This is a genomic window from Streptomyces sp. NA02950 (assembly GCF_013364155.1).
Taxonomy (GTDB): Bacteria; Actinomycetota; Actinomycetes; order Streptomycetales; family Streptomycetaceae; genus Streptomyces.
In genome coordinates, this window is the sequence record NZ_CP054916.1 from 5,825,938 (window position 1) to 5,844,098 (window position 18,161).

General features: G+C 72.3%; 19 protein-coding genes and 1 tRNA gene. 11 read left to right on the forward strand and 9 right to left on the reverse strand.

Annotation, left to right across the window (positions count from 1 at the left end; all coding sequences use genetic code 11):
• Nucleotides 1–11 precede the first annotated feature (11 nt).
• From HUT19_RS25420 to HUT19_RS25455, 8 genes are all read left to right on the forward strand, one after another.
• On the forward strand, nucleotides 12–1,757 hold the full coding sequence (locus HUT19_RS25420; protein ID WP_176182679.1) for a beta-N-acetylhexosaminidase: 1,746 nt from the start codon (nucleotides 12–14) through the stop codon (nucleotides 1,755–1,757).
• A 273-nt stretch (nucleotides 1,758–2,030) separates the two neighbouring features.
• Nucleotides 2,031–2,930, forward strand: coding sequence for a xanthine dehydrogenase family protein subunit M (locus HUT19_RS25425; RefSeq protein ID WP_176182680.1), 900 nt, complete (start codon nucleotides 2,031–2,033; stop codon nucleotides 2,928–2,930).
• Nucleotides 2,927–5,281: a 2Fe-2S iron-sulfur cluster-binding protein gene (locus HUT19_RS25430; protein ID WP_254885779.1), complete on the forward strand. Its 2,355-nt coding sequence runs from the start codon at nucleotides 2,927–2,929 to the stop codon at nucleotides 5,279–5,281. The genes HUT19_RS25425 and HUT19_RS25430 overlap by 4 nt, the downstream gene beginning before the upstream one ends.
• On the forward strand, nucleotides 5,278–7,602 hold the full coding sequence (locus HUT19_RS25435) for a xanthine dehydrogenase family protein molybdopterin-binding subunit (protein ID WP_176182681.1): 2,325 nt from the start codon (nucleotides 5,278–5,280) through the stop codon (nucleotides 7,600–7,602). Before HUT19_RS25430 ends, HUT19_RS25435 begins: the two co-directional genes overlap by 4 nt.
• Before the next feature lie 106 nt (nucleotides 7,603–7,708).
• The gene (locus tag HUT19_RS25440) at nucleotides 7,709–8,506 is read left to right on the forward strand and encodes a polysaccharide deacetylase family protein (protein WP_176182682.1); all 798 of its coding nucleotides are present in this window, start codon (nucleotides 7,709–7,711) and stop codon (nucleotides 8,504–8,506) included.
• 22 nt (nucleotides 8,507–8,528) lie between these two features.
• On the forward strand, nucleotides 8,529–8,816 hold the full coding sequence (locus HUT19_RS25445) for a hypothetical protein (protein ID WP_176182683.1): 288 nt from the start codon (nucleotides 8,529–8,531) through the stop codon (nucleotides 8,814–8,816).
• A 35-nt stretch (nucleotides 8,817–8,851) separates the two neighbouring features.
• Nucleotides 8,852–9,550: an alpha/beta fold hydrolase gene (locus HUT19_RS25450; RefSeq protein ID WP_176182684.1), complete on the forward strand. Its 699-nt coding sequence runs from the start codon at nucleotides 8,852–8,854 to the stop codon at nucleotides 9,548–9,550.
• 127 nt (nucleotides 9,551–9,677) lie between these two features.
• Nucleotides 9,678–10,496 (forward strand): hypothetical protein, encoded by an 819-nt coding sequence (locus tag HUT19_RS25455; RefSeq protein ID WP_176182685.1) that lies wholly within the window; start codon nucleotides 9,678–9,680, stop codon nucleotides 10,494–10,496.
• A 173-nt stretch (nucleotides 10,497–10,669) separates the two neighbouring features.
• Here the strand turns inward: HUT19_RS25455 and HUT19_RS25460 are convergent, their stop codons facing one another.
• Nucleotides 10,670–11,185, reverse strand: a complete 516-nt coding sequence (locus tag HUT19_RS25460) for a DUF5956 family protein (protein ID WP_176182686.1) — start codon at nucleotides 11,183–11,185, stop codon at nucleotides 10,670–10,672.
• A gap of 316 nt (nucleotides 11,186–11,501) precedes the next feature.
• On the opposite strand from HUT19_RS25460, the gene HUT19_RS25465 reads away from it, so the two are divergent.
• Complete coding sequence (locus tag HUT19_RS25465) at nucleotides 11,502–12,305, forward strand: HEAT repeat domain-containing protein (RefSeq protein ID WP_176182687.1); 804 nt, start codon at nucleotides 11,502–11,504, stop codon at nucleotides 12,303–12,305.
• A gap of 55 nt (nucleotides 12,306–12,360) precedes the next feature.
• Here HUT19_RS25465 and HUT19_RS25470 read toward each other — a convergent pair whose 3' ends face one another.
• Genes HUT19_RS25470 through HUT19_RS25480 form a run of 3 tightly spaced genes read right to left on the reverse strand, consistent with a single transcriptional unit; the run spans nucleotide 12,361 to nucleotide 13,519 of the window.
• The gene (locus HUT19_RS25470; RefSeq protein WP_176182688.1) at nucleotides 12,361–12,777 is read right to left on the reverse strand and encodes a PIN domain-containing protein; all 417 of its coding nucleotides are present in this window, start codon (nucleotides 12,775–12,777) and stop codon (nucleotides 12,361–12,363) included.
• 2 nt (nucleotides 12,778–12,779) lie between these two features.
• The gene (locus HUT19_RS25475) at nucleotides 12,780–13,031 is read right to left on the reverse strand and encodes a type II toxin-antitoxin system VapB family antitoxin (protein WP_176182689.1); all 252 of its coding nucleotides are present in this window, start codon (nucleotides 13,029–13,031) and stop codon (nucleotides 12,780–12,782) included.
• 23 nt (nucleotides 13,032–13,054) lie between these two features.
• Nucleotides 13,055–13,519 (reverse strand): ATP-binding protein, encoded by a 465-nt coding sequence (locus HUT19_RS25480; protein ID WP_176182690.1) that lies wholly within the window; start codon nucleotides 13,517–13,519, stop codon nucleotides 13,055–13,057.
• 132 nt (nucleotides 13,520–13,651) lie between these two features.
• On the opposite strand from HUT19_RS25480, the gene HUT19_RS25485 reads away from it, so the two are divergent.
• On the forward strand, nucleotides 13,652–14,461 hold the full coding sequence (locus tag HUT19_RS25485) for a helix-turn-helix transcriptional regulator (RefSeq protein ID WP_176182691.1): 810 nt from the start codon (nucleotides 13,652–13,654) through the stop codon (nucleotides 14,459–14,461).
• A complete protein-coding gene (locus HUT19_RS25490) occupies nucleotides 14,458–14,700 on the forward strand; it encodes a DUF397 domain-containing protein (RefSeq protein ID WP_176182692.1) in 243 nt (80 codons plus the stop codon). Before HUT19_RS25485 ends, HUT19_RS25490 begins: the two co-directional genes overlap by 4 nt.
• 60 nt (nucleotides 14,701–14,760) lie before the next feature.
• Here HUT19_RS25490 and gntA read toward each other — a convergent pair whose 3' ends face one another.
• From gntA to HUT19_RS25515, 5 genes are all read right to left on the reverse strand, one after another.
• On the reverse strand, nucleotides 14,761–15,453 hold the full coding sequence (gntA, locus tag HUT19_RS25495; protein ID WP_176182693.1) for a guanitoxin biosynthesis heme-dependent pre-guanitoxin N-hydroxylase GntA: 693 nt from the start codon (nucleotides 15,451–15,453) through the stop codon (nucleotides 14,761–14,763).
• Between the two features lie 277 nt (nucleotides 15,454–15,730).
• Entirely contained in the window at nucleotides 15,731–16,498 is a 768-nt protein-coding gene (locus tag HUT19_RS25500) for a sulfite exporter TauE/SafE family protein (RefSeq protein WP_176182694.1), read from the reverse strand.
• A gap of 137 nt (nucleotides 16,499–16,635) precedes the next feature.
• On the reverse strand, nucleotides 16,636–16,902 hold the full coding sequence (locus HUT19_RS43225) for a hypothetical protein (protein WP_254886301.1): 267 nt from the start codon (nucleotides 16,900–16,902) through the stop codon (nucleotides 16,636–16,638).
• Between the two features lie 193 nt (nucleotides 16,903–17,095).
• Nucleotides 17,096–17,167, reverse strand: a tRNA-Cys gene (locus HUT19_RS25510).
• Between the two features lie 111 nt (nucleotides 17,168–17,278).
• Nucleotides 17,279–18,157 carry an alpha/beta fold hydrolase gene (locus HUT19_RS25515; RefSeq protein ID WP_176182696.1) on the reverse strand — a complete coding sequence of 293 codons (879 nt, stop codon included), beginning with the start codon at nucleotides 18,155–18,157 and terminating at the stop codon, nucleotides 17,279–17,281.
• Between the last annotated feature and the right edge of the window lie 4 nt (nucleotides 18,158–18,161).

Below are 18,161 nucleotides of genomic sequence, written 5' to 3' on the forward strand. Positions count from 1 at the left end.
GACGGACACCCATGCCCGGACCCGCCGGCTCCACCTCCACCCCCGGCCCCATTCCCGACCCCGCGAAAGCCCCGGCCCACGGCCTGGTCCCGGCCCCGCGGCGGACCTGGGCCACCCTGTCCGGCGGCGAGGGCCCGCTCCTCGACGAGCACACCCGGATCGAGGCCCGCCCCGGCACCGAACGCGTGGCCCGCTGGCTGCGCGCCACCGTCGGGGCGGCCACCGGACTGCCCCTGGCCCCGCACGGCCCCGGAGACGGGGACGGAGACGCGGACGGCGGCGGGGGCCGGGTCCTGCTGCGCCTCGACCCCGACCTGGAGCGCCGACTCGGCCCCGAGGGCCATCGCGTCGTGGTGGACGACCGGGGAACCGTCGTGGAGGGCGGCAGCGAGACCGGTGTCTTCTGGGGCGCCCAGACCTTCCGTCAGCTCCTCGGCCCGGACGCCTTCCGCCGGGCCCCCATCGACCCCGCCCGGCACCAGTGGCGGCTGCCCGCCCTCGGCGTCGAGGACGCCCCCCGCTTCCGCTGGCGCGGTCTGATGCTCGACGTGGCGCGGCACTTCATGCCCAAGGACGGCGTCTTCGCCTATGTCGACCTGCTCGCCGCGCACAAGCTCAATGTGCTGCATCTGCATCTCACCGATGACCAGGGCTGGCGGCTGGAGATCCGGCGCTATCCGAAGCTCACCGAGGTCGGCGGCTGGCGCCCGCGCACCAAACTGGGCCACCGCGCCTCACCCCTGTGGGACCCGCGCCCGCACGGCGGTCACTACACCCAGGACGACATCCGCGAGATCGTGGCCTACGCCGCCGAGCGGCACATCACCGTCGTACCCGAGATCGACATCCCCGGGCACTCGGGCGCCGCCATCGCCGCCTATCCGGAGCTGGGCAACTCCGATGTCGTGGACACCGCCTCCCTCGGCGTCCTCACCACCTGGCGCACCAATCCGAACGTACTCTCCCCCACCGACAACACGCTCCGTTTCTACGAGAACGTGCTGGAGGAGGTCCTCGAACTGTTCCCCGGCACCTTCGTCCACCTCGGCGGCGACGAGTGCCCCAAGGACCAGTGGAAGGCGTCCCCGGCCGCCCAGGCGCGCATTCGCGACCTCGGTCTGGCGAACGAGGACGAGCTCCAGAGCTGGTTCATCCGGCACTTCGGGCTCTGGCTCCGGGAGCGCGGCCGCCGGCTGATCGGCTGGGACGAGATCCTGGAGGGCGGCACGGAGCGCGCCGGCGGGCTCGCGCCCGGCACCGCGGTGGCCTCCTGGCGGGGCTACGCGGGCGGTATCGCCGCGGCCCGCTCCGGTCACGACGTGGTCATGTGCCCCGAACAGCAGGTCTACTTCGACCACCGGCAGGCCGCGGGCGACGACGAGCCGGTGCCCATCGGCTATGTCCGCACCCTGGAGGACGTCTACCGTTTCGAACCGGTTCCCCCGCAGCTCGGCGAGGCCGAGGCCGGCCATGTGCTGGGCGCCCAGGCCAACGTCTGGACCGAGGTGATGGAGGACCGCCGCCGCGTCGATTACCAGACCTTTCCCCGGCTCGCCGCCTTCGCCGAGGTCGTCTGGTCCGCCCTGCCGCCGTCGCCCGAGAGGGACTTCACGGAGTTCGAGGGGCGCATGGCGGCGCACTACGCGCGTCTGGACGCGCTGGGCGTGAGCTACCGGCCGCCCACCGGTCCGCGCCCCTGGCAGCGGCGCCCCGGCATCCTCGGACGTCCGCTCGACGGATCGCCCCCGTTCGTGTGAGCCGCCCGCAAGCGGTGCACCCCGGCGCCCCGCCCCTGTCACCGTGGGACCCCACGCAAGCCCAAGTCGTACAAGGGTCCCTGAAACGTGGCAATCCACACTCGGCGGAGACAACGCCGTAAACCCGTACCATCCCCCAGGTCAGGGACGGATCCACGGATCACGGACCCTCGTGACGGCAGGCTCGGAAGATGTGCCAGAGTTGCCACGTCCGGGCTGTGAGCACGTACCGTACGGCGCAACAGCCGGGACACCGGGGAAGGGGCAGCTGGGTTGACCACGCACGCACCGCAGGCGGCGCACACGGTGACGTTGCCGGGCTCGCTCGATGAGGCCGTGGCGGCACTGACCGCCATGCCTGCCGCCGTGCCCGTCGCGGGCGGCACCGATCTGATGGCCGCGGTCAACTCCGGCCTGCTGCGGCCCGCCGCGCTCGTCGGCCTCGGCCGGATCAGTGAGATCCGCGGCTGGCGCTATCTGGACGGGCACGCCCTGCTCGGCGCCGGGCTCACCCACGCGCGGATGGGCCGCCCCGACTTCGCCGCGCTGATCCCGGCGCTGGCCGCGGCCGCGCGGGCCGCCGGGCCACCACAGATCCGCAACGCGGGCACCCTCGGCGGCAACATCGTCAGCGCCGCCCCCACCGGCGACGCGCTGCCCGTGCTCGCCGCCCTGGAGGCCACCGTCATCATCGCCGGGCCCGAGGGCTCCCGTCGCGAGATCCCGGTCAGCCATCTGCTGGCCGGGGTCGAAATGCTGCGCCCCGGTGAACTCGTCGGATTCGTCCGGGTTCCGCTGCTGCACGCCCCGCAGACCTTCCTCAAGGCCACCGGCCGCACCGGCCCCGGCCGGGCCACCGCCTCGGTCGCCCTGGTGCTCGACCCGGCCCGGCGCGGAGTGCGCTGCGCGGTCGGGGCGGTCGCGCCGATGCCGCTGCGCCCGCTGGAGGCCGAGCGCTGGGTCGCCTCGCTGATCGACTGGGACGGTGAACGCGGCCATCTCGACCCGCAGGTCACCACGGCCTTCGGCGAGTACGTCGCCGCCGCGTGCATCCCCGACCCGGCACCGGCGGAGGACGGCGGTGAGCAGGTCACCCTGCCGCCCGCCGCGCTTCACCTGAGGCGTACGGTGGCAGCCCTGGCCCGCCGAGCACTGGGGAGGGCACTCGCGTGAGTGACGAACAGCAGCCGCACCAACCGGAACCGGGGAGCGGTTGGCAGCCGATGCCGCACGGCTCCGACTGGGACGCCGAGTCGACGGCCTTCGTCCAGCTGCCGCCCGACTTCGCCTTCCCGGACCCGTCCGACCCCACCGGCAGCTGGGACCCGCTCGCCGCGCCCGGCACGGGCTACACCCCGCCGCCGGTGACCGGCGAACACGGCGGACATGACGGCCCCAACGGACCGGACGGCCACGGCGCGCCCTCGCAGGGCGGCCAGTGGCAGCCCGAGCACGGCCAGCCCGCCCACGACCCGGGGGCCCATGACCCGGGCGCGACCGGGCAGTGGACCATGCCCGCGGAGACCGACGGTTCCGGCTACGGCTACGGGGGCCACTCCGACTCGTTCGGCACCCACCACGCGAACCAGTGGCCGACGCCCGCCGAGAACCCCCAGGCCCCGCAGACCGGTCACTGGCCGGTGCGGGGCGCGGAGCCGGTGGACGACTGGCCGGTGCCCGCCTCCTCCGACGACGGCACCGGCACACCGGTGCACACCAGCCAGTGGACGATCCCGGTCGCGGGCGACGAGGTGGACGAGACCGGCGAGTACCGCGTCGACGACCACCCCGGCCCGGCCGCCCCGCCGTACGGCGGCGGGGCCCAGGGCGGCCCCCGGGACCCGCAGACCACCGCCGAGTGGCGGATGCCGTTCACCGGCGCCGCGCCGGAACAGCGGCAGGGCCGGCCCCAGCCGGATCAGCCGCAGCAGGGTCAGCCCCAGCAGGGTCATCAGCAGCCGGGGCAGACCGGCCAGTGGTCGATCCCGGCCGCCGCCGAGGGCTCGGAGGAGTCCGGAGGGTACGTGGTCGAGGGCCGTTCCGCGCCCGCGCCGCGCCCGGCCCCCGCCCGCCGTCCGCTGCGGATGCCCGGCACCGAGGACCGCGCACCGTCGCAGGCCCCCGGCGCGAACCCTCCCGGCGCGAACCAGGGAGCGCGGCCCGGCGCGGACCCGGGGGCGGACCCGGGCGCCGACCGGACCTGGCGCGGCTCCCCCGGGGACTCGGGCGAGTTCCCGGTCGAGGACGCGCACACGGGGCTGCGTACGCCGCCCCACGGCAGCCCCGTACCCGGAGCCCCCGGAGCCCCCGGCGGGCGGCCGTCCGCCGACGAGGTGGGCTGGCCCGCCCCCGCGCCCGGTGACTCCGGCGAGTACCCGATGGACCCCCAGCACGGGGGCCGGATGACGCCTCCGCACGGCAGCCCGGCGCCCGGCATGCCGCAGCGGCCGGGCCGGCAGGGCGAGTTCGCGGGGGAGACCCACGCCGGGGACAGCCACGGCCGGGACGCCCTCGGCCACACCCCGCACGCCGCCCCGGAGGACGGGACCGGCGCGCCCGCCGGTGACGCCGCCGACGGCGCCCGGCACCAGACCCCGCGGCACCCGGAGCCCGAAGCCGACGGCCATGAACAGACCACGGCCGAGGACGAGTTCACCGAGGCCCCAGAGGCCCCAGAGGCCCCAGAGGCCCCTGGGACGGCCGCGCCCACCGAGGACCCGGCCGACAGCCCGGCGGACGCCTCCGAGGCCGCTGACGGCCCCGCCGAGCCCCTTCCGGCCGACGCCCCGTCCGACCCCGCGGCCGGGACCGCCGAGCCGGACGCCCCGGCGGCGGACGCGGCGGACGCGACCGGCGAGAGCGACGCCGCCGACGCGGACCCGGTCCACAGCGAACATCCGCAAGCCTCGTACGTCCTGCACGTCAATGGCGCGGACCGGCCGGTGACCGACTCCTGGATCGGCGAGTCGCTGCTCTACGTGCTGCGCGAGCGGCTCGGCCTCGCAGGGGCCAAGGACGGCTGCTCCCAGGGCGAGTGCGGCGCCTGCTCGGTCCAGGTCGACGGGCGGCTGGTCGCCTCCTGCCTGGTGCCCGCCGCCACCGCAGCGGGCTCCGAGGTCCGTACCGTCGAGGGCCTGTCGGTCGACGGGCAGCCCTCCGACGTCCAGCGCGCCCTGGCCGAATGCGGCGCGGTGCAGTGCGGCTTCTGCGTACCGGGCCTCGCGATGACCGTGCACGACCTGCTCGAGGGCAACCACGCCCCCAGCGAGCAGGAGACCCGTCAGGCCATCTGCGGCAACCTCTGCCGCTGCTCCGGCTACCGGCCGGTCGTCGACGCCGTCCGCGAGGTCGTCGCCGCCCGCGAGGCGGCCGACGAGGCGGCGGCCGAGGACGCCGAGGACGGGGCCGCCGCCCACCAGGACGGGGCCCGCATTCCGCACCAGGCGGGCCCGCCCGGCCCGCACGGGATCAGCGGCAACGGGAGCGTGAACGGAACCGGCAGCGGCAGCGGAAGGGCATCATGACCGGAATCGCGGACGGCGCGGGAGCCGTCACCGCCACCCCCGCCGCCGGTACCCCCGTCTCGCCCCCGCCGTCCTCGATGGGCCTGGGCGTGTCCCTGCCCGCCGCCGACGCGGTGGCCAAGACCTCGGGCACCTTCCCGTACGCGGCCGACCTGTGGGCCGAGGGGCTGCTGTGGGCCGCCGTGCTGCGCTCCCCGCATCCGCACGCCCGCATCGTCTCCGTCGACACCGCCCAGGCCGCCCGGATGCCCGGCGTGCACGCCGTGGTCACCCACGCCGACGTACCCGGCGACGCCGCCCACGGCCGCCGCGTCGCCGACCGCCCCGTCTTCGCCAAGGACGTGGTCCGCCACCACGGCGAGCCGATCGCCGCCGTCGCCGCCGACCACCCCGACACCGCCCGGCTCGCCGCGGCCGCCATCGCCGTCGAATACGAGGTGCTGGACCCGGTCACCGACCCCGAGCAGGCGTTCGCCGCCGAGCCGCTGCACCCCGACGGCAATCTCGTCCGTCACATCCCGCTGAGCTTCGGCGACCCCGACGCCGTCGGCGAGGTCGTCGTCGAGGGCCTGTACCGCATCGGCCGCCAGGACCCCGCCCCCATCGGCGCCGAGGCGGGCCTCGCCGTACCGCGCCCCGACGGCGGCGTGGAGATCTACACCGCCTCCACCGACCCGCACGCCGACCGCGACCTTGCCGCCGCCTGCTTCGGTCTGGAGCCCGAGCGCGTCAAGGTCGTCGTCACCGGTGTGCCCGGCGCGATGGGCGAGCGCGAGGACCCCGGGATGCAGCTCCCGCTCGGCCTGCTCGCGCTGCGCACCGGCCACCCCGTCAAACTGGCCGCCACCCGCGAGGAGTCCTTCCTCGGCCACCCCCACCGCCACCCCACCCTGCTGCGCTACCGCCACCACGCGGACGCCCAGGGCAAGCTGGTGAAGATCGAGGCCCAGATCCTGCTGGACGCGGGCGCGTACGCGGACTCCTCCGCCGACTCGCTCGCCGCCGCCGTCTCCTTCGCCTGCGGCCCCTACGTCGTCCCGCACGCCTTCATCGAGGGCTGGGCCGTGCGCACCAACAACCCGCCCTCCGGCCACGTCCGCGGCGAGGGCGCCATGCAGGTGTGCGCCGCGTACGAGGGCCAGATGGACAAGCTGGCCGCCAAGCTGGGCATCGACCCCGTCGAGATCCGGCTGCGCAACGCCATGGCCACCGGCGATCTGCTGCCCACCGGACAGACCGTCACCTGCCCGGCCCCGGTCGCCGAACTGCTCCAGGCCGTACGGGACGCCCCGCTGCCGCCCCTTCCCGAGGACGACCCCGAGGAGGAGTGGCTGCTGCCCGGCGGCCCCGAGGGCGCGGGCGACCCGGGCGCGGTGCGCCGCGGCGTCGGCTACGCGCTCGGCATGGTCCATATGCTCGGTGCCGAGGGCACCGACGAGGTCTCCACCGCCACCGTCAAGGTCACCGGACCGGTCGCCACCGTCATCTGCGCGGCCGTCGAGACCGGCCAGGGCTTCACCACCCTGGCCCGCCAGATCGTGCAGGAGGTCCTCGGTATCGAGGAGGTCCACGTCGCCCCCGTCGACACCGACCAGCCCCCCGCCGGACCCGCCTCGCGCGGCCGCCACACCTGGGTCTCGGGCGGCGCCGTCGAGCGCGCCGCCAAGATGGTCCGCACCCAGCTCCTCCAGCCGCTGGCCCACAAGTTCGGTATGTCCACCGAGCTGCTGACCATCGCCGACGGCAAGATCACCTCCTATGACGGCGTGCTCAGCACCACCGTCGAAGAGGCCCTGGAGGGCAAGGAGCTCTGGGCCACCGCCCAGTGCCGCCCCCACCCCACCGAACCGCTGGACGAGACCGGCCAGGGCGACGCCTTCGTCGGCCTCGCCTACTGCGCGGTGCGCGCCGTCGTCGACGTCGACATCGAGATCGGCGCCGTCCGCGTCGTCGACATGACCGTCGCCCAGGACGTCGGCCGCGTGCTCAACCCCCGCCAGCTGCGGTCCCGGATCGAATCCGGCGTCACCCTCGGCATCGGCGCGGCGCTCACCGAGAACCTCCGTACCTCCCGCGGTGTGGTCCGCCACCCGGACCTCACCGGCTACGCCCTGCCGACCGCCCTGGACGTCCCCGAGATCCGGATCGTCAAACTGGTCGAGGAACGCGACGTGGTCGCCCCCTTCGGCGCCAAGGCCGCCAGCGCGGTCCCGGTCGTCACCTCCCCGGCCGCCGTGGCCGCCGCCGTCCGCGCGGCCACCGGCCGCCCGGTCAACCGCCTCCCGATCCGGCCACAGGCCGCGGTGGTCAACCGGGGCTGAGGCCCGGTCGATTGTCCGAGATACGTAACAGAGGGATCCCTTCCCGCCCCAACTCCGTCCTCCTGGGTGCGATAGCGGCACAGGAGACAAGTGGAGCGAGGCGGACATGGGACGGCACCGGATCATGGGGGCGAACGGCCGAGTGCTGATAGCGGCCGTCGGCGTGGCGGGGGTGGCCGCCCTGGCCGCGGTGTGGACCGCCCAGGCCGGCTCCGTCGAGACGGAGCCGAACGCGGCACCGAAGCCGAAGCCGATCGTGGGCCAGACCTCCAAGCCGGACCCCGAACTGCCCGACCCCGTGGTCAACATGGACATCGCCCACGCCTCCGACAAGGGCTCCAAGGGCGTCAACATCACCATCGACGACGGCCCGGACCCGACCTGGACCCCGCAGGTCCTCCAGGTGCTCAAGGCCAACGGCGTCAAGGCCACCTTCTGCATGGTCGGCCCGCAGGCCCAGGCCCACCCGGACCTGGTCAAGGCGGTGGTCGCGGCCGGGCACCGGCTGTGCGACCACTCCGTCTCGCACGACACGACGATGGCCACCAAGTCACGCGCCTACCAGTCCAAGGAGATCCTCGACGCCCGGCGAATGATCATCAAGGCGTCAGGGGGCGTCAAGCCGCTCTACTACCGCGCCCCGGGCGGTGCGTTCACCCCGTACAGCCGTCAGATCGCCGCCTCCCAGGGCATGCGGCCGCTGGGCTGGAACGTGGACTCCAAGGACTTCAAGCAGCCCGGCGCCGCCGCCATGGTCAACACCGTCAAGAACGAGATATCCAGCGGCCCGACCGTGCTCTTCCACGACGCGGGCGGCGACCGCGGCCAGACGGTCGAGGCGCTGCGCCAGGTCCTGCCCTGGCTGAAGCAGCAGGGCTACAGCTTTGGCTTCCCGGTGCGCTGACGGGACGCTCCGGCGTCACCAGATGTCCGGTCACCAGATGTCCGGCGTGGGGATCGCCCGGCTGAAGTCGCCCGCGCGCAGGGCGTCGGTGGGGATCGACCAGTGCATCCAGCCGCCGTCGCCGCCGATGTGCCACTCGTCCTGCCCCGACCTCGGTGAGCGCGAAACCGGGCCGCGCGAGCTCGGCGAAACGGGCGGCGAGCTCCGGGCCGAGCCGTTCGGCGCAGAAGTCACGCAGGGCGGTGAGCGTGGTCCGTGGGTCCATGGCGGCATTCCAGCATCCGCCGCCGACAGGTCGGGCCCGGGGTGACCGCCGTTGTCGGACCCCCGCGCTACGGTGCCGCCATGGCTGAATACGTACTCGTGGCAGGGGCCTGGCTCGGCGCGTGGGCCTGGGACGACGTGGTGCCGGAGCTGCGCGCCGCCGGGCACGGTGCGCATCCGCTGACGCTGTCCGGCCTAGCCGACAAGCGGGGCGTTCCGGCCGGACAGCAGACCCATGTCCGGGACATCGTCGACGAGATCGAGCACCGCGGGCTGCGGGACGTCGTCCTCGTCGGCCACAGCTACTCCGGCATCCCGGTCGGCCAGGCCGCCGAGCGGATCGGCGACCGGCTGGCCCGCCTGGTCTTCGTCGACGCCAGCGTTCCCGTGGACGGCGAGCCGTTCGTGGCGAGCTGGCCCGAGGGCCGGTCGATCGTCGAGGCGTCCTGCGCCGCCCACGACGGCTTCTGGGCCCCGCCCACCGCCGCCGACTGCGCGGGCCAGGGCCTCACCGACGAGCAGATCACCCGTTTCGTCAGCGGCGCCACACCGCACCCCGGCGCCACCCTCACCGAGCCCGCCGCCCTCGCCCGCCCCCTCGGGGCGCTGCCCGCCACCTACGTCAAGTGCCTCCTGGACGGCACCGAACCGTCCCCCGACGCCGCCCGTCTGCTCACCAGCGACCGCTGGCGGCTGGTCGAGATGGACACCGGCCACTGGCCGATGTTCTCCCAGGCCCACGAGCTGTCCCGGATCCTCCTCGACGCGGCGGCGCGCTGAGGCATCACTCCTGGAGGCGGTCAGTGGGTTCGTTGAAGTGTGCAGATTGATCGAACGCTCATCGCACGGCGCCATGCTCGGTCCGACCGAGTCCGGAGCACCACCGGATCATCGTCTGGAGACGAGCATGCGATTACCGCGAACCCTGGTTCCTTGCGCGGCCCTGTTGTCCTCCGCGGTGCTGTTCGCCCCGTCCAGCTCGGCCGAGGAGCCCTGGCGTCCGCTGCGCGGTGGCGGTGGCGGTGAGGGGATCCAAGCCTGTGTGGATCGGGCGCAGGAGATGACCCCGCAGACATGGACCTGCACCGGCGGCACCCTGACCGTCACCGCCGACCGGGAGGGCAAGCCCACCGACAAGACGTACGTGGTGGCCGAGGACTTCCGCACCACGGCTGCACCGGCCACCTCGAAGGCGGGCGAGGACGTACGGGACGACTACGACACCTGGTGCGAGAACGGCACCACCTGCGGCCGGAAGATCAACGACTTCATCGCCGAGGCCAAGGGCAATGTGGCCTACGGGGACCAGAACGGCGTCATCGGCACCTTCGACCTCATCCTCCGCCAGGCGTTCGACGGACAGTTCCCCCGCTGGCGCACCGCGCTGGACTGGGACAGCGGCCCCGAGATCCAGCCCGGTGAGTGGTCCATCAACTGCCGTACCAACATCAGCGGCGGTCCGGACGACTACTGCGGTAAGAACTACGCGTACTTCGCCTCCATCAACCTCGGGTCGACGCGCACCTGGTGGCCGTCACCCCGGCGCTACTCCTCCAACGAGGACCTGCTGCGGGACGGGCGCAGGCACCACGACGACGAGCAGGGCGAGTTCTTCGTCCACGCACACGAGGGCCTGTGGAAGATCGGGGTTCTGCACACCGGCCGCTGGAACACGTGCAACGTCAGCGAAAGGTGCCGGTACTACCAGGTGCCGTGGAAACCGTGACCTGGTGACCAGGCTGGCCCCAGCGGGATGATCGAGTCGACCGGTCGCCCAGCATCCGGCCTTGGCGATGTACCGAGTTGCCGGGCGGCCTCGCCGACGATCCGCACCCGGAGGTCCGGCAGGCGGCGGAGGCGGCGCGTAGCAGCCGTTACTGGCTCCTGGAGGTTCGTCATCTAGGCGGCCAGCCTGCGGAGTTCTTCCGTCACCAGCGCGACGAAGCGCTCGCTGAGCATCGGCTGCACCCCCCGGGACTGCGCCGTGTGTTTCAGGTGACCGAGCATGTCCTCGACCGAGGTGAACCCGGCGAACGGACGCAGGAACCAGATCCTTCCGACCGGCCGGGGCGTGGGCACACCGACGTCCTCCAGCTCCGCGTTGGCCTCCTCTTCCTGCTCGGCGAGCAGGGCCGGGGTCCACCGGATCCGCCGTCGAGGCTGCTCTGCGCCGCGAGGGTCGGCGGAGTGATCAATGCACTGTTCCCACGCGTAGTGCGTGGAGCGGTTGGGCACCCAGGCACGGTGCTCGGAGGGCCACAGGCAGGGCAGGAAATCCCAGGCTCCGCCCAGGTCCGAGTACCACCCCTGCTCGTGCAGAGCGATCACTTCGGGGAGCCTGTCGGCCTCGACGTCGGCGTTGTCCGCTCGGCGCCTGGCCAGCGGATGCGGTTCCTGGTCCCAGCCCCAGTCCATGATGTCATCGTGCCAGAGCGACCTCTCCCGGGCCGGGGGGTTGTGGATCAGGGCAGTAGCGTCAGCGCCGATCCTTCCCGGCCGCGTCGCCCCGCCAGAACCTGTCGTCATCCCCGCCCTGGGGGGTTGCGAAGTGCCGTGTTCCTGTTGCCCCGCGCCGCATATGATGCCGCCGCGCCCACTGCGCCATCCGGCGCCGACCAGCGCTCAGTTCGCCGCCGCTATGGACGAGAGCGACGCCCCGGAAGCCGTGACCTGGTGAACGGGCTCGTCCCCACCAGAGGGTCGATTCCACCGGGCGCCTAGCATTCCGGCCATGGCGATGTTCGTGCATCTGACGTCGGCGGCGAACGCGCCGCGCGTCCGGCGGTCCGGGATCCGTGCGGTCGCCCACGGGCAGGGCGGTGCGCGCGGGGTGTACTGCTTCCCGGTGCTGCCGTCGTACACCGTCACCCACCAATGGCTGCGCGAGCTTGCCCGGTTCGGCAGCCGGGGCGGGCTGGTGGCCGTCCATGTGCGACTGGACGACGCCCAGCCCGTTCTGGTCGGCCACTACCGGGACCGGGCGCGTGACGCCCAGGAAACCGCCCCGGCGGCCGAGGCGGTCCGGCGAATCGCGGCACTGGACGATCCGCGCGGATGGGAGGTGTTCGTGCCCCGGGCGATCCGGCCGCGCGAAGTGCACCGGATTCGGACCGCGCCTCAGGTCGTCGGCTGGCGGTACCAGCCGGACGCGCACGGCGTCCGCCCCTGCACCTGCTTCGGATGCCGGGTGCGCGGCGGCTACGGATCGCGGCGGCTGCGCGAGCGGCTGCCGCATCCCCTGGACGGCCCACCGCCACCGCCCAGGGTGCTGCTCGCCCGGATCACCGCGGCCGGCACCCCCGGAGACCCCGTCGCGCTGCGGGAGGTACTGCACTGGTTCGGTATGCGCCGCCGGGGCCCGCTCGCCCAACTCGCCCGCCTCGCCGCCCATCCCGACCCCACGGTGCGGGAGGAACTGGTGTGGGCGGTCGGCCGCTGGACCACCCCCGGCGTCAGCGAGCTGCTGGACGGCCTCGCCGACGACCCGCACCCGGACGTCCGCGAGGCGGTGGAGGAGGTCCGTGAGCCGTGGTGATAGCTGCCCTCTGGAGTCGAGAGCGATGTCTTCTGGGGCCGCTGGGGCCAGGGCCTCAGCCAGGGGTGGTGAAGACGCTGCGTTCCGCGAGATCGGGGAGCACATGCGCGGCGGCGCGGAAGTCCGCATCGTCATGCAGGACGACCAGACCATGGTGGGCCGCCGTCGCGCAGATCAACCAGTCGATCGCGGACAGGCTCCGGTGCTGGCCCCGCTGGGCGAGGCGGTATTGGCCCACCTCGATCCACCGCCACGCTGCCTTGGGGACGGAGACGTCCGGGAACAGATCGGTGAACATGTCCGTCATCCGGTCGAACTCGTCGAGACCCCGCGCGGACTGCCGGAACTCCGTGCGCTGCGGAGCGCAGGAACCGATCGCTCCTTCCTCGAGCTCGTGCCCCCAGACATCGTTGAGCTTCCGATCCCGTTGGAGGCGCCACACAGCGCTGGAGTCGGCGAGGTAGCGGATCACGGTCAGGCGGCACCCTTCTCCGTGCTCGGCCCGTCCACCGCTGTGCCCTTCTCGGCTGCGTGGCGCTGCCAGAACTCCTCGTCATCCCAGTGCTGGGCTTCTTCGAAATGACGCATCCGCGCCTCGGTGCGAGAGCGCCGCTCCGCGTATTCACGCAGGGCGAGGTTGACCATCTCCTTCTTGGTCTTGGCGCCGGAGAGCCGCATGGCTTCCGCGAGGGCGTCGTCGTCGATGTCGATCTGGGTGGCTGACATCGTGCACCTCCATGACATGGGCTTCATACAAGGGTAGCCGATGTCGCATACATCCGGTCGGTGCCCGGGCGATGCACGGTCAGCTCGGCCCAGACCGTCTTGCCGACCAGGCCCGGGACGACGCCCCAGCGGTCGGCGAGCTCCTCGACGAGCAGCAGCCCGTGGCCGGACTCGCCCGGGGCCTCCTCCTCCGGCTTGCGGCGCACGGCGGGCAGCCGGTCGGTGCAGGGGTCGCGTACCTCGATGCGGAGGGTGTCACCCACGACTTTGAGCGTCAGTCGGACGTTCCGTCCCGGGACCCGGCCGTGGAGCGCGGCGTTCGCGGTCAGCTCGGCGATGACCAGCGCGGCGTTCTCGACCGGCAGCCCCCAGGTGACGAGCCGTTCGGAGGCCATTGACCGACCGAGCCGGGCGCCCTTGCGGGTGGCGGAGAGCAGCACGGTGAAGTGCGAAACGGAGGTGTCGGTTCGAGTGATTCGTTGGCTCACGTCACTCAGAGTGGCCGTCTGTGCCTAGGCTGAAAAGTAGCGACGTCGATACGGACGGTGACTGTCCGCTGGTTGTCCGGCCATGTCCGGACGGCGTCGGGTGGGTGGGTCTCGATCGGGAGGTGGGCCGGTATGGAGGACGAGGAGAGCGCGGCTGTACTGCGGGCGGTCGGCCGTCAGATCAAGCTCTGGCGCGAGGCGGCCGGGCTGAAGCAGGCGGAGTTGGGCGCTGCGATCGGTTACGGAGAGGAACAGGTTTCGGCCGTCGAACGGGCCCGGCGGATCCCCAGCGTCGGGTTCCTGGACAAGGCGGATGAGGTGCTGGGGGCAGGCGGCAAGATCTCGGCGATGAAGAAGGATGTCGCGGAGGCGCGGTATCCGAAGAAGGTGCGCGATCTGGCGAAGTTGGAGGCCGAGGCGGTCGAGCTGGGTGCGTACGCCAACCACAACGTGCATGGGCTGTTACAGACACCCGAGTACGCCCGTGCCCTCTACGAGATGCGACGACCGTCCTTGGCGGAAGAGGAGATTGAGCGCTACGTAGCGGCACGACTGGCCAGGCAGGAGATCTTTGGATGGCGTCCCGCGCCCCTGCTGACCTTTGTCCAGGAAGAGGTGACGCTGACTCGCCCGCTCGGGGGCAGAATGCTATTGCGTCGTCAGCTCGAACACCTATTGGAACTCGGCCAGTTGAGGCACGTTGAGATCCAGGTGATGCCGACAGACCGAGAGGACCATGCCGGAATGGGCGGGCAGCTCCAACTGCTGAAGATCAAGGACGGCGCAACGGTGGGCCACTGGGAAGCCCAGTTGTCCAACCGCCTGATCTCCGAACCCAAAGAGGTCCAGATCCTCGAGATGCGTTATGGGATCATCCGGTCGCAGGCCCTCACGCCGCGTGAGTCTCTGGCCTTCATCGAGAAACTGCGGGGAGAGACATGACCCTCAAGTCAGGCGAGTGGATCAAGAGCAGCTACAGCAGCAACGACGGCCCTGAATGCGTCGAAGTTGCCTGGATCAAGAGCAGCTACAGCAGCAATGACGGTCCCAACTGCGTTGAGGTCGCCGCCGACCCTTGCGGCAGTATCCACATCCGCGACTCCAAGATCCCCGACGGACCTCGGCTCGCCGTCACCCCGGCCGCCTGGACCGCGTTCCTCGGCTACGCCTCGCACCGCTGAGCCCGTGCCTTGTCTGTCACCGGCGGGCGCCATCCGCCCGCCGGTGACAGAGACACTCGCTCAGGCCGGGGCCGGACCCATCAGCGCGGGCTCGCGCTCGCCCTCGCGGGCAGCGAACGGGCACTGCCAGTCCGCCGGCTTCGGGCGGCCGGAGTAGCGGCGGGCCTCGGAGAGCTGCTCGTACTCGAGCAGGTTGGGGTTTATGTCGCCCTGGAGCTGGATGTCCTGCTTGCGGATCTTCTCCGCGAGCCGGTCCCACATGTTGGCGCCCTTGATGCGGTCGAACTGCTCATGCGAGTTGAAGGCCAGCATCGGGAACGGAGGACGGCGGCCCCAGCGGCGATGGGTCTCGTGGAGGCCGATGACGAAGAAGGGATGACCGGCGACGCTATAGGCGAACTCCTGAGCCTGCGGATCGGACGAATACCCCTCGGCCCAGCGATAGGACCGGGCGTCCTGTTCGTGGAGCAGCTGGAGCTGTTCCCACAGCAGCTCCTCGAACCGGAGCTCGTCCACCCCGCGAGGCTGCTCGAAGGTCGCGATGAAACTCGTGAACGACTTGGCGCTCCAGTCCGCCGAGTCCACGAAATCCGCGAGATCGAGTGCCATCAGCCGGGCCGAATCCTCGGATCCCATCAGGTCGTAGTGACGATGGGTGATGCCACCCTTGCGCCAGGCGGAGCGTCCCGCCAGGCAAGCGAACCGGTCACCCAGAATGAACCGCTCCACTTCGTCACGTGCGTCCAACATCATGGCCAGCCTTCCTTCCAACTACGTGCCTCCTCGCTGGGAGCTCATCTCCTTCTCCACATTCGAAGGCGCCCACCCTGTGCACCTGCGTATCTGCGTATCGAGAGCAGGAGAACGAGATGGGTCGCCTGGCTGAATTGTGACCGGCGATGGCCCATCGGCGAAATCCGTTCGCGGGACGGATGCCTGTGTGTGGATGTGATGTGCGTCGTTCAGCAAAGCGTGACGGCATCGGTGCGTTCGGTGACGCTTCGGGATCGTCTTCCCGGGCGGGGCGCGTTCACCGCACCACCAGCTGCACGATCGCCACCGTGCCCACCGTCACGATGAGCGCGCGCAGTACGGCCGGGCTGAAGCGGCGGCCCACCGCGGCCCCTATCTGCCCGCCCAGGGCGGAGCCGACCGCGATCAGGGCGACGGCCGTCCAGTCGAAGTGGGCGGCGAAGAGGAAGAAGATCGCGGCGACGGTGTTGACCACGGCCACGTAGACGTTCTTGGCGGCGTTGAGGCGTTGCAGGGGTTCGTCGAGCAGCATGCCCATCAGGGACATGTAGATGATCCCCTGGGCGGCGGCGAAGTAGCCGCCGTAGACGCTGGCGAGTGTCAGACCCGCGAACAGCAGCGGGCCGCCGTCCCGATGGCGCGGGCCGCCCGCCGCCTCCCGGCGCTCGCGTACGGCCCGGCTGATCCGCGGCTGGAGGACGACCAGGACCAGCGCCAGGCCCACCAGCACGGGCACGATCATCTCGAAGGCCGTACTGGGCAGGGCCAGCAGCAGGGTGGCGCCGGCGAGCCCGCCGATGAGGGCGGCCGAGCAGAGCCTGAGGATGCGCCGGGCCTGGCCGGTGAGCTCCTTGCGGTAGCCGATGGCGCCGCTGACGGAGCCGGGGACCAGGCCCAGCGCGTTGGAGACGGTGGCGGTGACGGGCGGCAGACCGGTGGCCAGCAGAACGGGGAAGGTGATCAGCGTCCCGGAGCCGACGACGGTGTTGATGGCGCCCGCGCCGGTACCCGCCGCGAAGACGGCGGCCATTTCCCACGGTGTCACGCCGACTCTTTCATCGTGCAACGGATGCTCATGGGCCACGACGGTAGATCACGATCCGTTCGGTGACCAGCAAACTGTTTCCCGGACCGGGGCCGCCCCCGGGGGAGCGGCCCCAAGGACGGCCCCGGCCGGGCCGCTCAGCTCCGGGCGCGGTCGAGCGCGGCGGCCGGCACCGGGCCGATCCGGGCGAGTGACTCCTCCCGCATCATCCGGTAGTGGTGGTCCGGGACACCGTGCACCCACAGGCGGCCGCCGACATGCGGCCGCCAGGCGCCGGGGAGGTGCAGCGGGTCGCGCCGGTAGCCCGGGATCTCCTCGTCGGCCGTGAACAGCGGCAGATCGCCGTCGAAGGGTGCCGTCGGGAAGGCGGCGGGCCAGATCGCCGGTGCGGTACATCCGGGCACCGGGGTCGTCGAAGAGCGGGCCGAAGGGGTCGGGGACGAACCGCTCGGCGGTCGGCGAGGGGCGGTTGAGATAGCCCAGAGCGAGCTGCGCCCCGGCCGCGTACAGCTCGCCGGTCGCCCCGGCCGGGCACGGAAGACGGAGGGGCGGCCCCCTTCGGGACCGCCCCTTCACCTTGCCTGCTCAAGGCAGTAGAGGCCGTGACCGGAATCGAACCGGCGTAACTCGCTTTGCAGGCGAGTCCCTCAACCACTCGGGCACACGGCCAATGTCGTGCCTGTTCTTCGACGGTAGGGCGGGGGTCGGAGGGCAGCAATGGTTCGGCCGGGGCTGCCATGCGACTGACATACCGCGTTCACAGTGGGCGCCCCGGCCCCCCTACGGCCGGGCCGGACGGTTCGCGAGGAAGTCCTCGACCAGCGGGCGGAACAGATCCGGCTCGTCCACCCACGGGTAGTGGCCCACGCCGTGCAGCGGCTGCGACCGGCCGTTGGGGAAGGACTCCGCGACCAGTTCCCCCGCCCGTACACCGGTCACCGCGTCCTTGTCCCCCGTCACCGCCAGCACCGGGCAGGCCACCTCGCGCAGCCGGGCCAGCACCGCGCGGCGCCCCGCCTCGTCGACGCCCTGCCAGAAGCCGGCGCGCGGCACCGGGCCGAGTTGCTCGCCCTCGGCCGCCGCATGGGCACGCTGGGGCTCGTCCCAGCGGCCGTAGGCCATCGGGGCGGCCTGGAGGAGCAGTCTGCGCACCTCGCCGAAGTCGGTGGTGTCGGGCAGCAGCTGCACCGCGACGTACGCCTCCTGCCACCACGGCTCGTCCGCGCGCGCCTCGAAGATCTCGCGGGCGTCCTCGGGCAGTTCGCCCTGGAGCCGGGCGCCCGGACAGACCAGCACCAGATGGGTGAGGTGCTCGGGGTGTGCGGCCGCGTACGCCTGCGCCGTCGCGGCCGCCGCGTCGTGTGCCAGCAGCGGGAAGCGGCTCAGCCCCAGATGGCGGCGGAGCGCCTCCAGGTCCTCGGCCAGCCCCGGGAAGGAATAGCCGCTGGGGTCGGTGGCCGGAGGGGAGTCCCCGGTGCCGCGGCTGTCGGGGACGATCAGCGTGTGATGGGCGTCGAGCCCGCCGAGGTCGCCCAGGTAGGCGGCGTCCCGCCCCGGCCCTCCGGCCAGACAGATGAGCGGCGGCCGCGCGGAGCCGTCCCGGGCCTCCAGGACGCGATAGGCCAGCTCGGTGTTGTCGTACGACGTGTAGTGCGGCATGAGG

Bases quoted from the DNA above. Each gene is read 5' to 3' on its own strand.
- HUT19_RS25420 (WP_176182679.1), top strand. From the start codon at position 12: ATGCCCGGACCCGCCGGCTCCACCTCCACCCCCGGCCCCATTCCCGAC.
- HUT19_RS25435 (WP_176182681.1), top strand. From the start codon at position 5,278: ATGACCGGAATCGCGGACGGCGCGGGAGCCGTCACCGCCACCCCCGCC.
- HUT19_RS25440 (WP_176182682.1), top strand. From the start codon at position 7,709: ATGGGACGGCACCGGATCATGGGGGCGAACGGCCGAGTGCTGATAGCG.
- HUT19_RS25445 (WP_176182683.1), top strand. From the start codon at position 8,529: ATGTCCGGTCACCAGATGTCCGGCGTGGGGATCGCCCGGCTGAAGTCG.
- HUT19_RS25450 (WP_176182684.1), top strand. From the start codon at position 8,852: ATGGCTGAATACGTACTCGTGGCAGGGGCCTGGCTCGGCGCGTGGGCC.
- HUT19_RS25455 (WP_176182685.1), top strand. From the start codon at position 9,678: ATGCGATTACCGCGAACCCTGGTTCCTTGCGCGGCCCTGTTGTCCTCC.
- HUT19_RS25460 (WP_176182686.1), bottom strand. From the start codon at position 11,185: ATGGACTGGGGCTGGGACCAGGAACCGCATCCGCTGGCCAGGCGCCGA.
- HUT19_RS25465 (WP_176182687.1), top strand. From the start codon at position 11,502: ATGGCGATGTTCGTGCATCTGACGTCGGCGGCGAACGCGCCGCGCGTC.
- HUT19_RS25475 (WP_176182689.1), bottom strand. From the start codon at position 13,031: ATGTCAGCCACCCAGATCGACATCGACGACGACGCCCTCGCGGAAGCC.
- HUT19_RS25485 (WP_176182691.1), top strand. From the start codon at position 13,652: ATGGAGGACGAGGAGAGCGCGGCTGTACTGCGGGCGGTCGGCCGTCAG.
- HUT19_RS25490 (WP_176182692.1), top strand. From the start codon at position 14,458: ATGACCCTCAAGTCAGGCGAGTGGATCAAGAGCAGCTACAGCAGCAAC.
- gntA (WP_176182693.1), bottom strand. From the start codon at position 15,453: ATGATGTTGGACGCACGTGACGAAGTGGAGCGGTTCATTCTGGGTGAC.
- HUT19_RS25515 (WP_176182696.1), bottom strand. From the start codon at position 18,157: ATGCCGCACTACACGTCGTACGACAACACCGAGCTGGCCTATCGCGTC.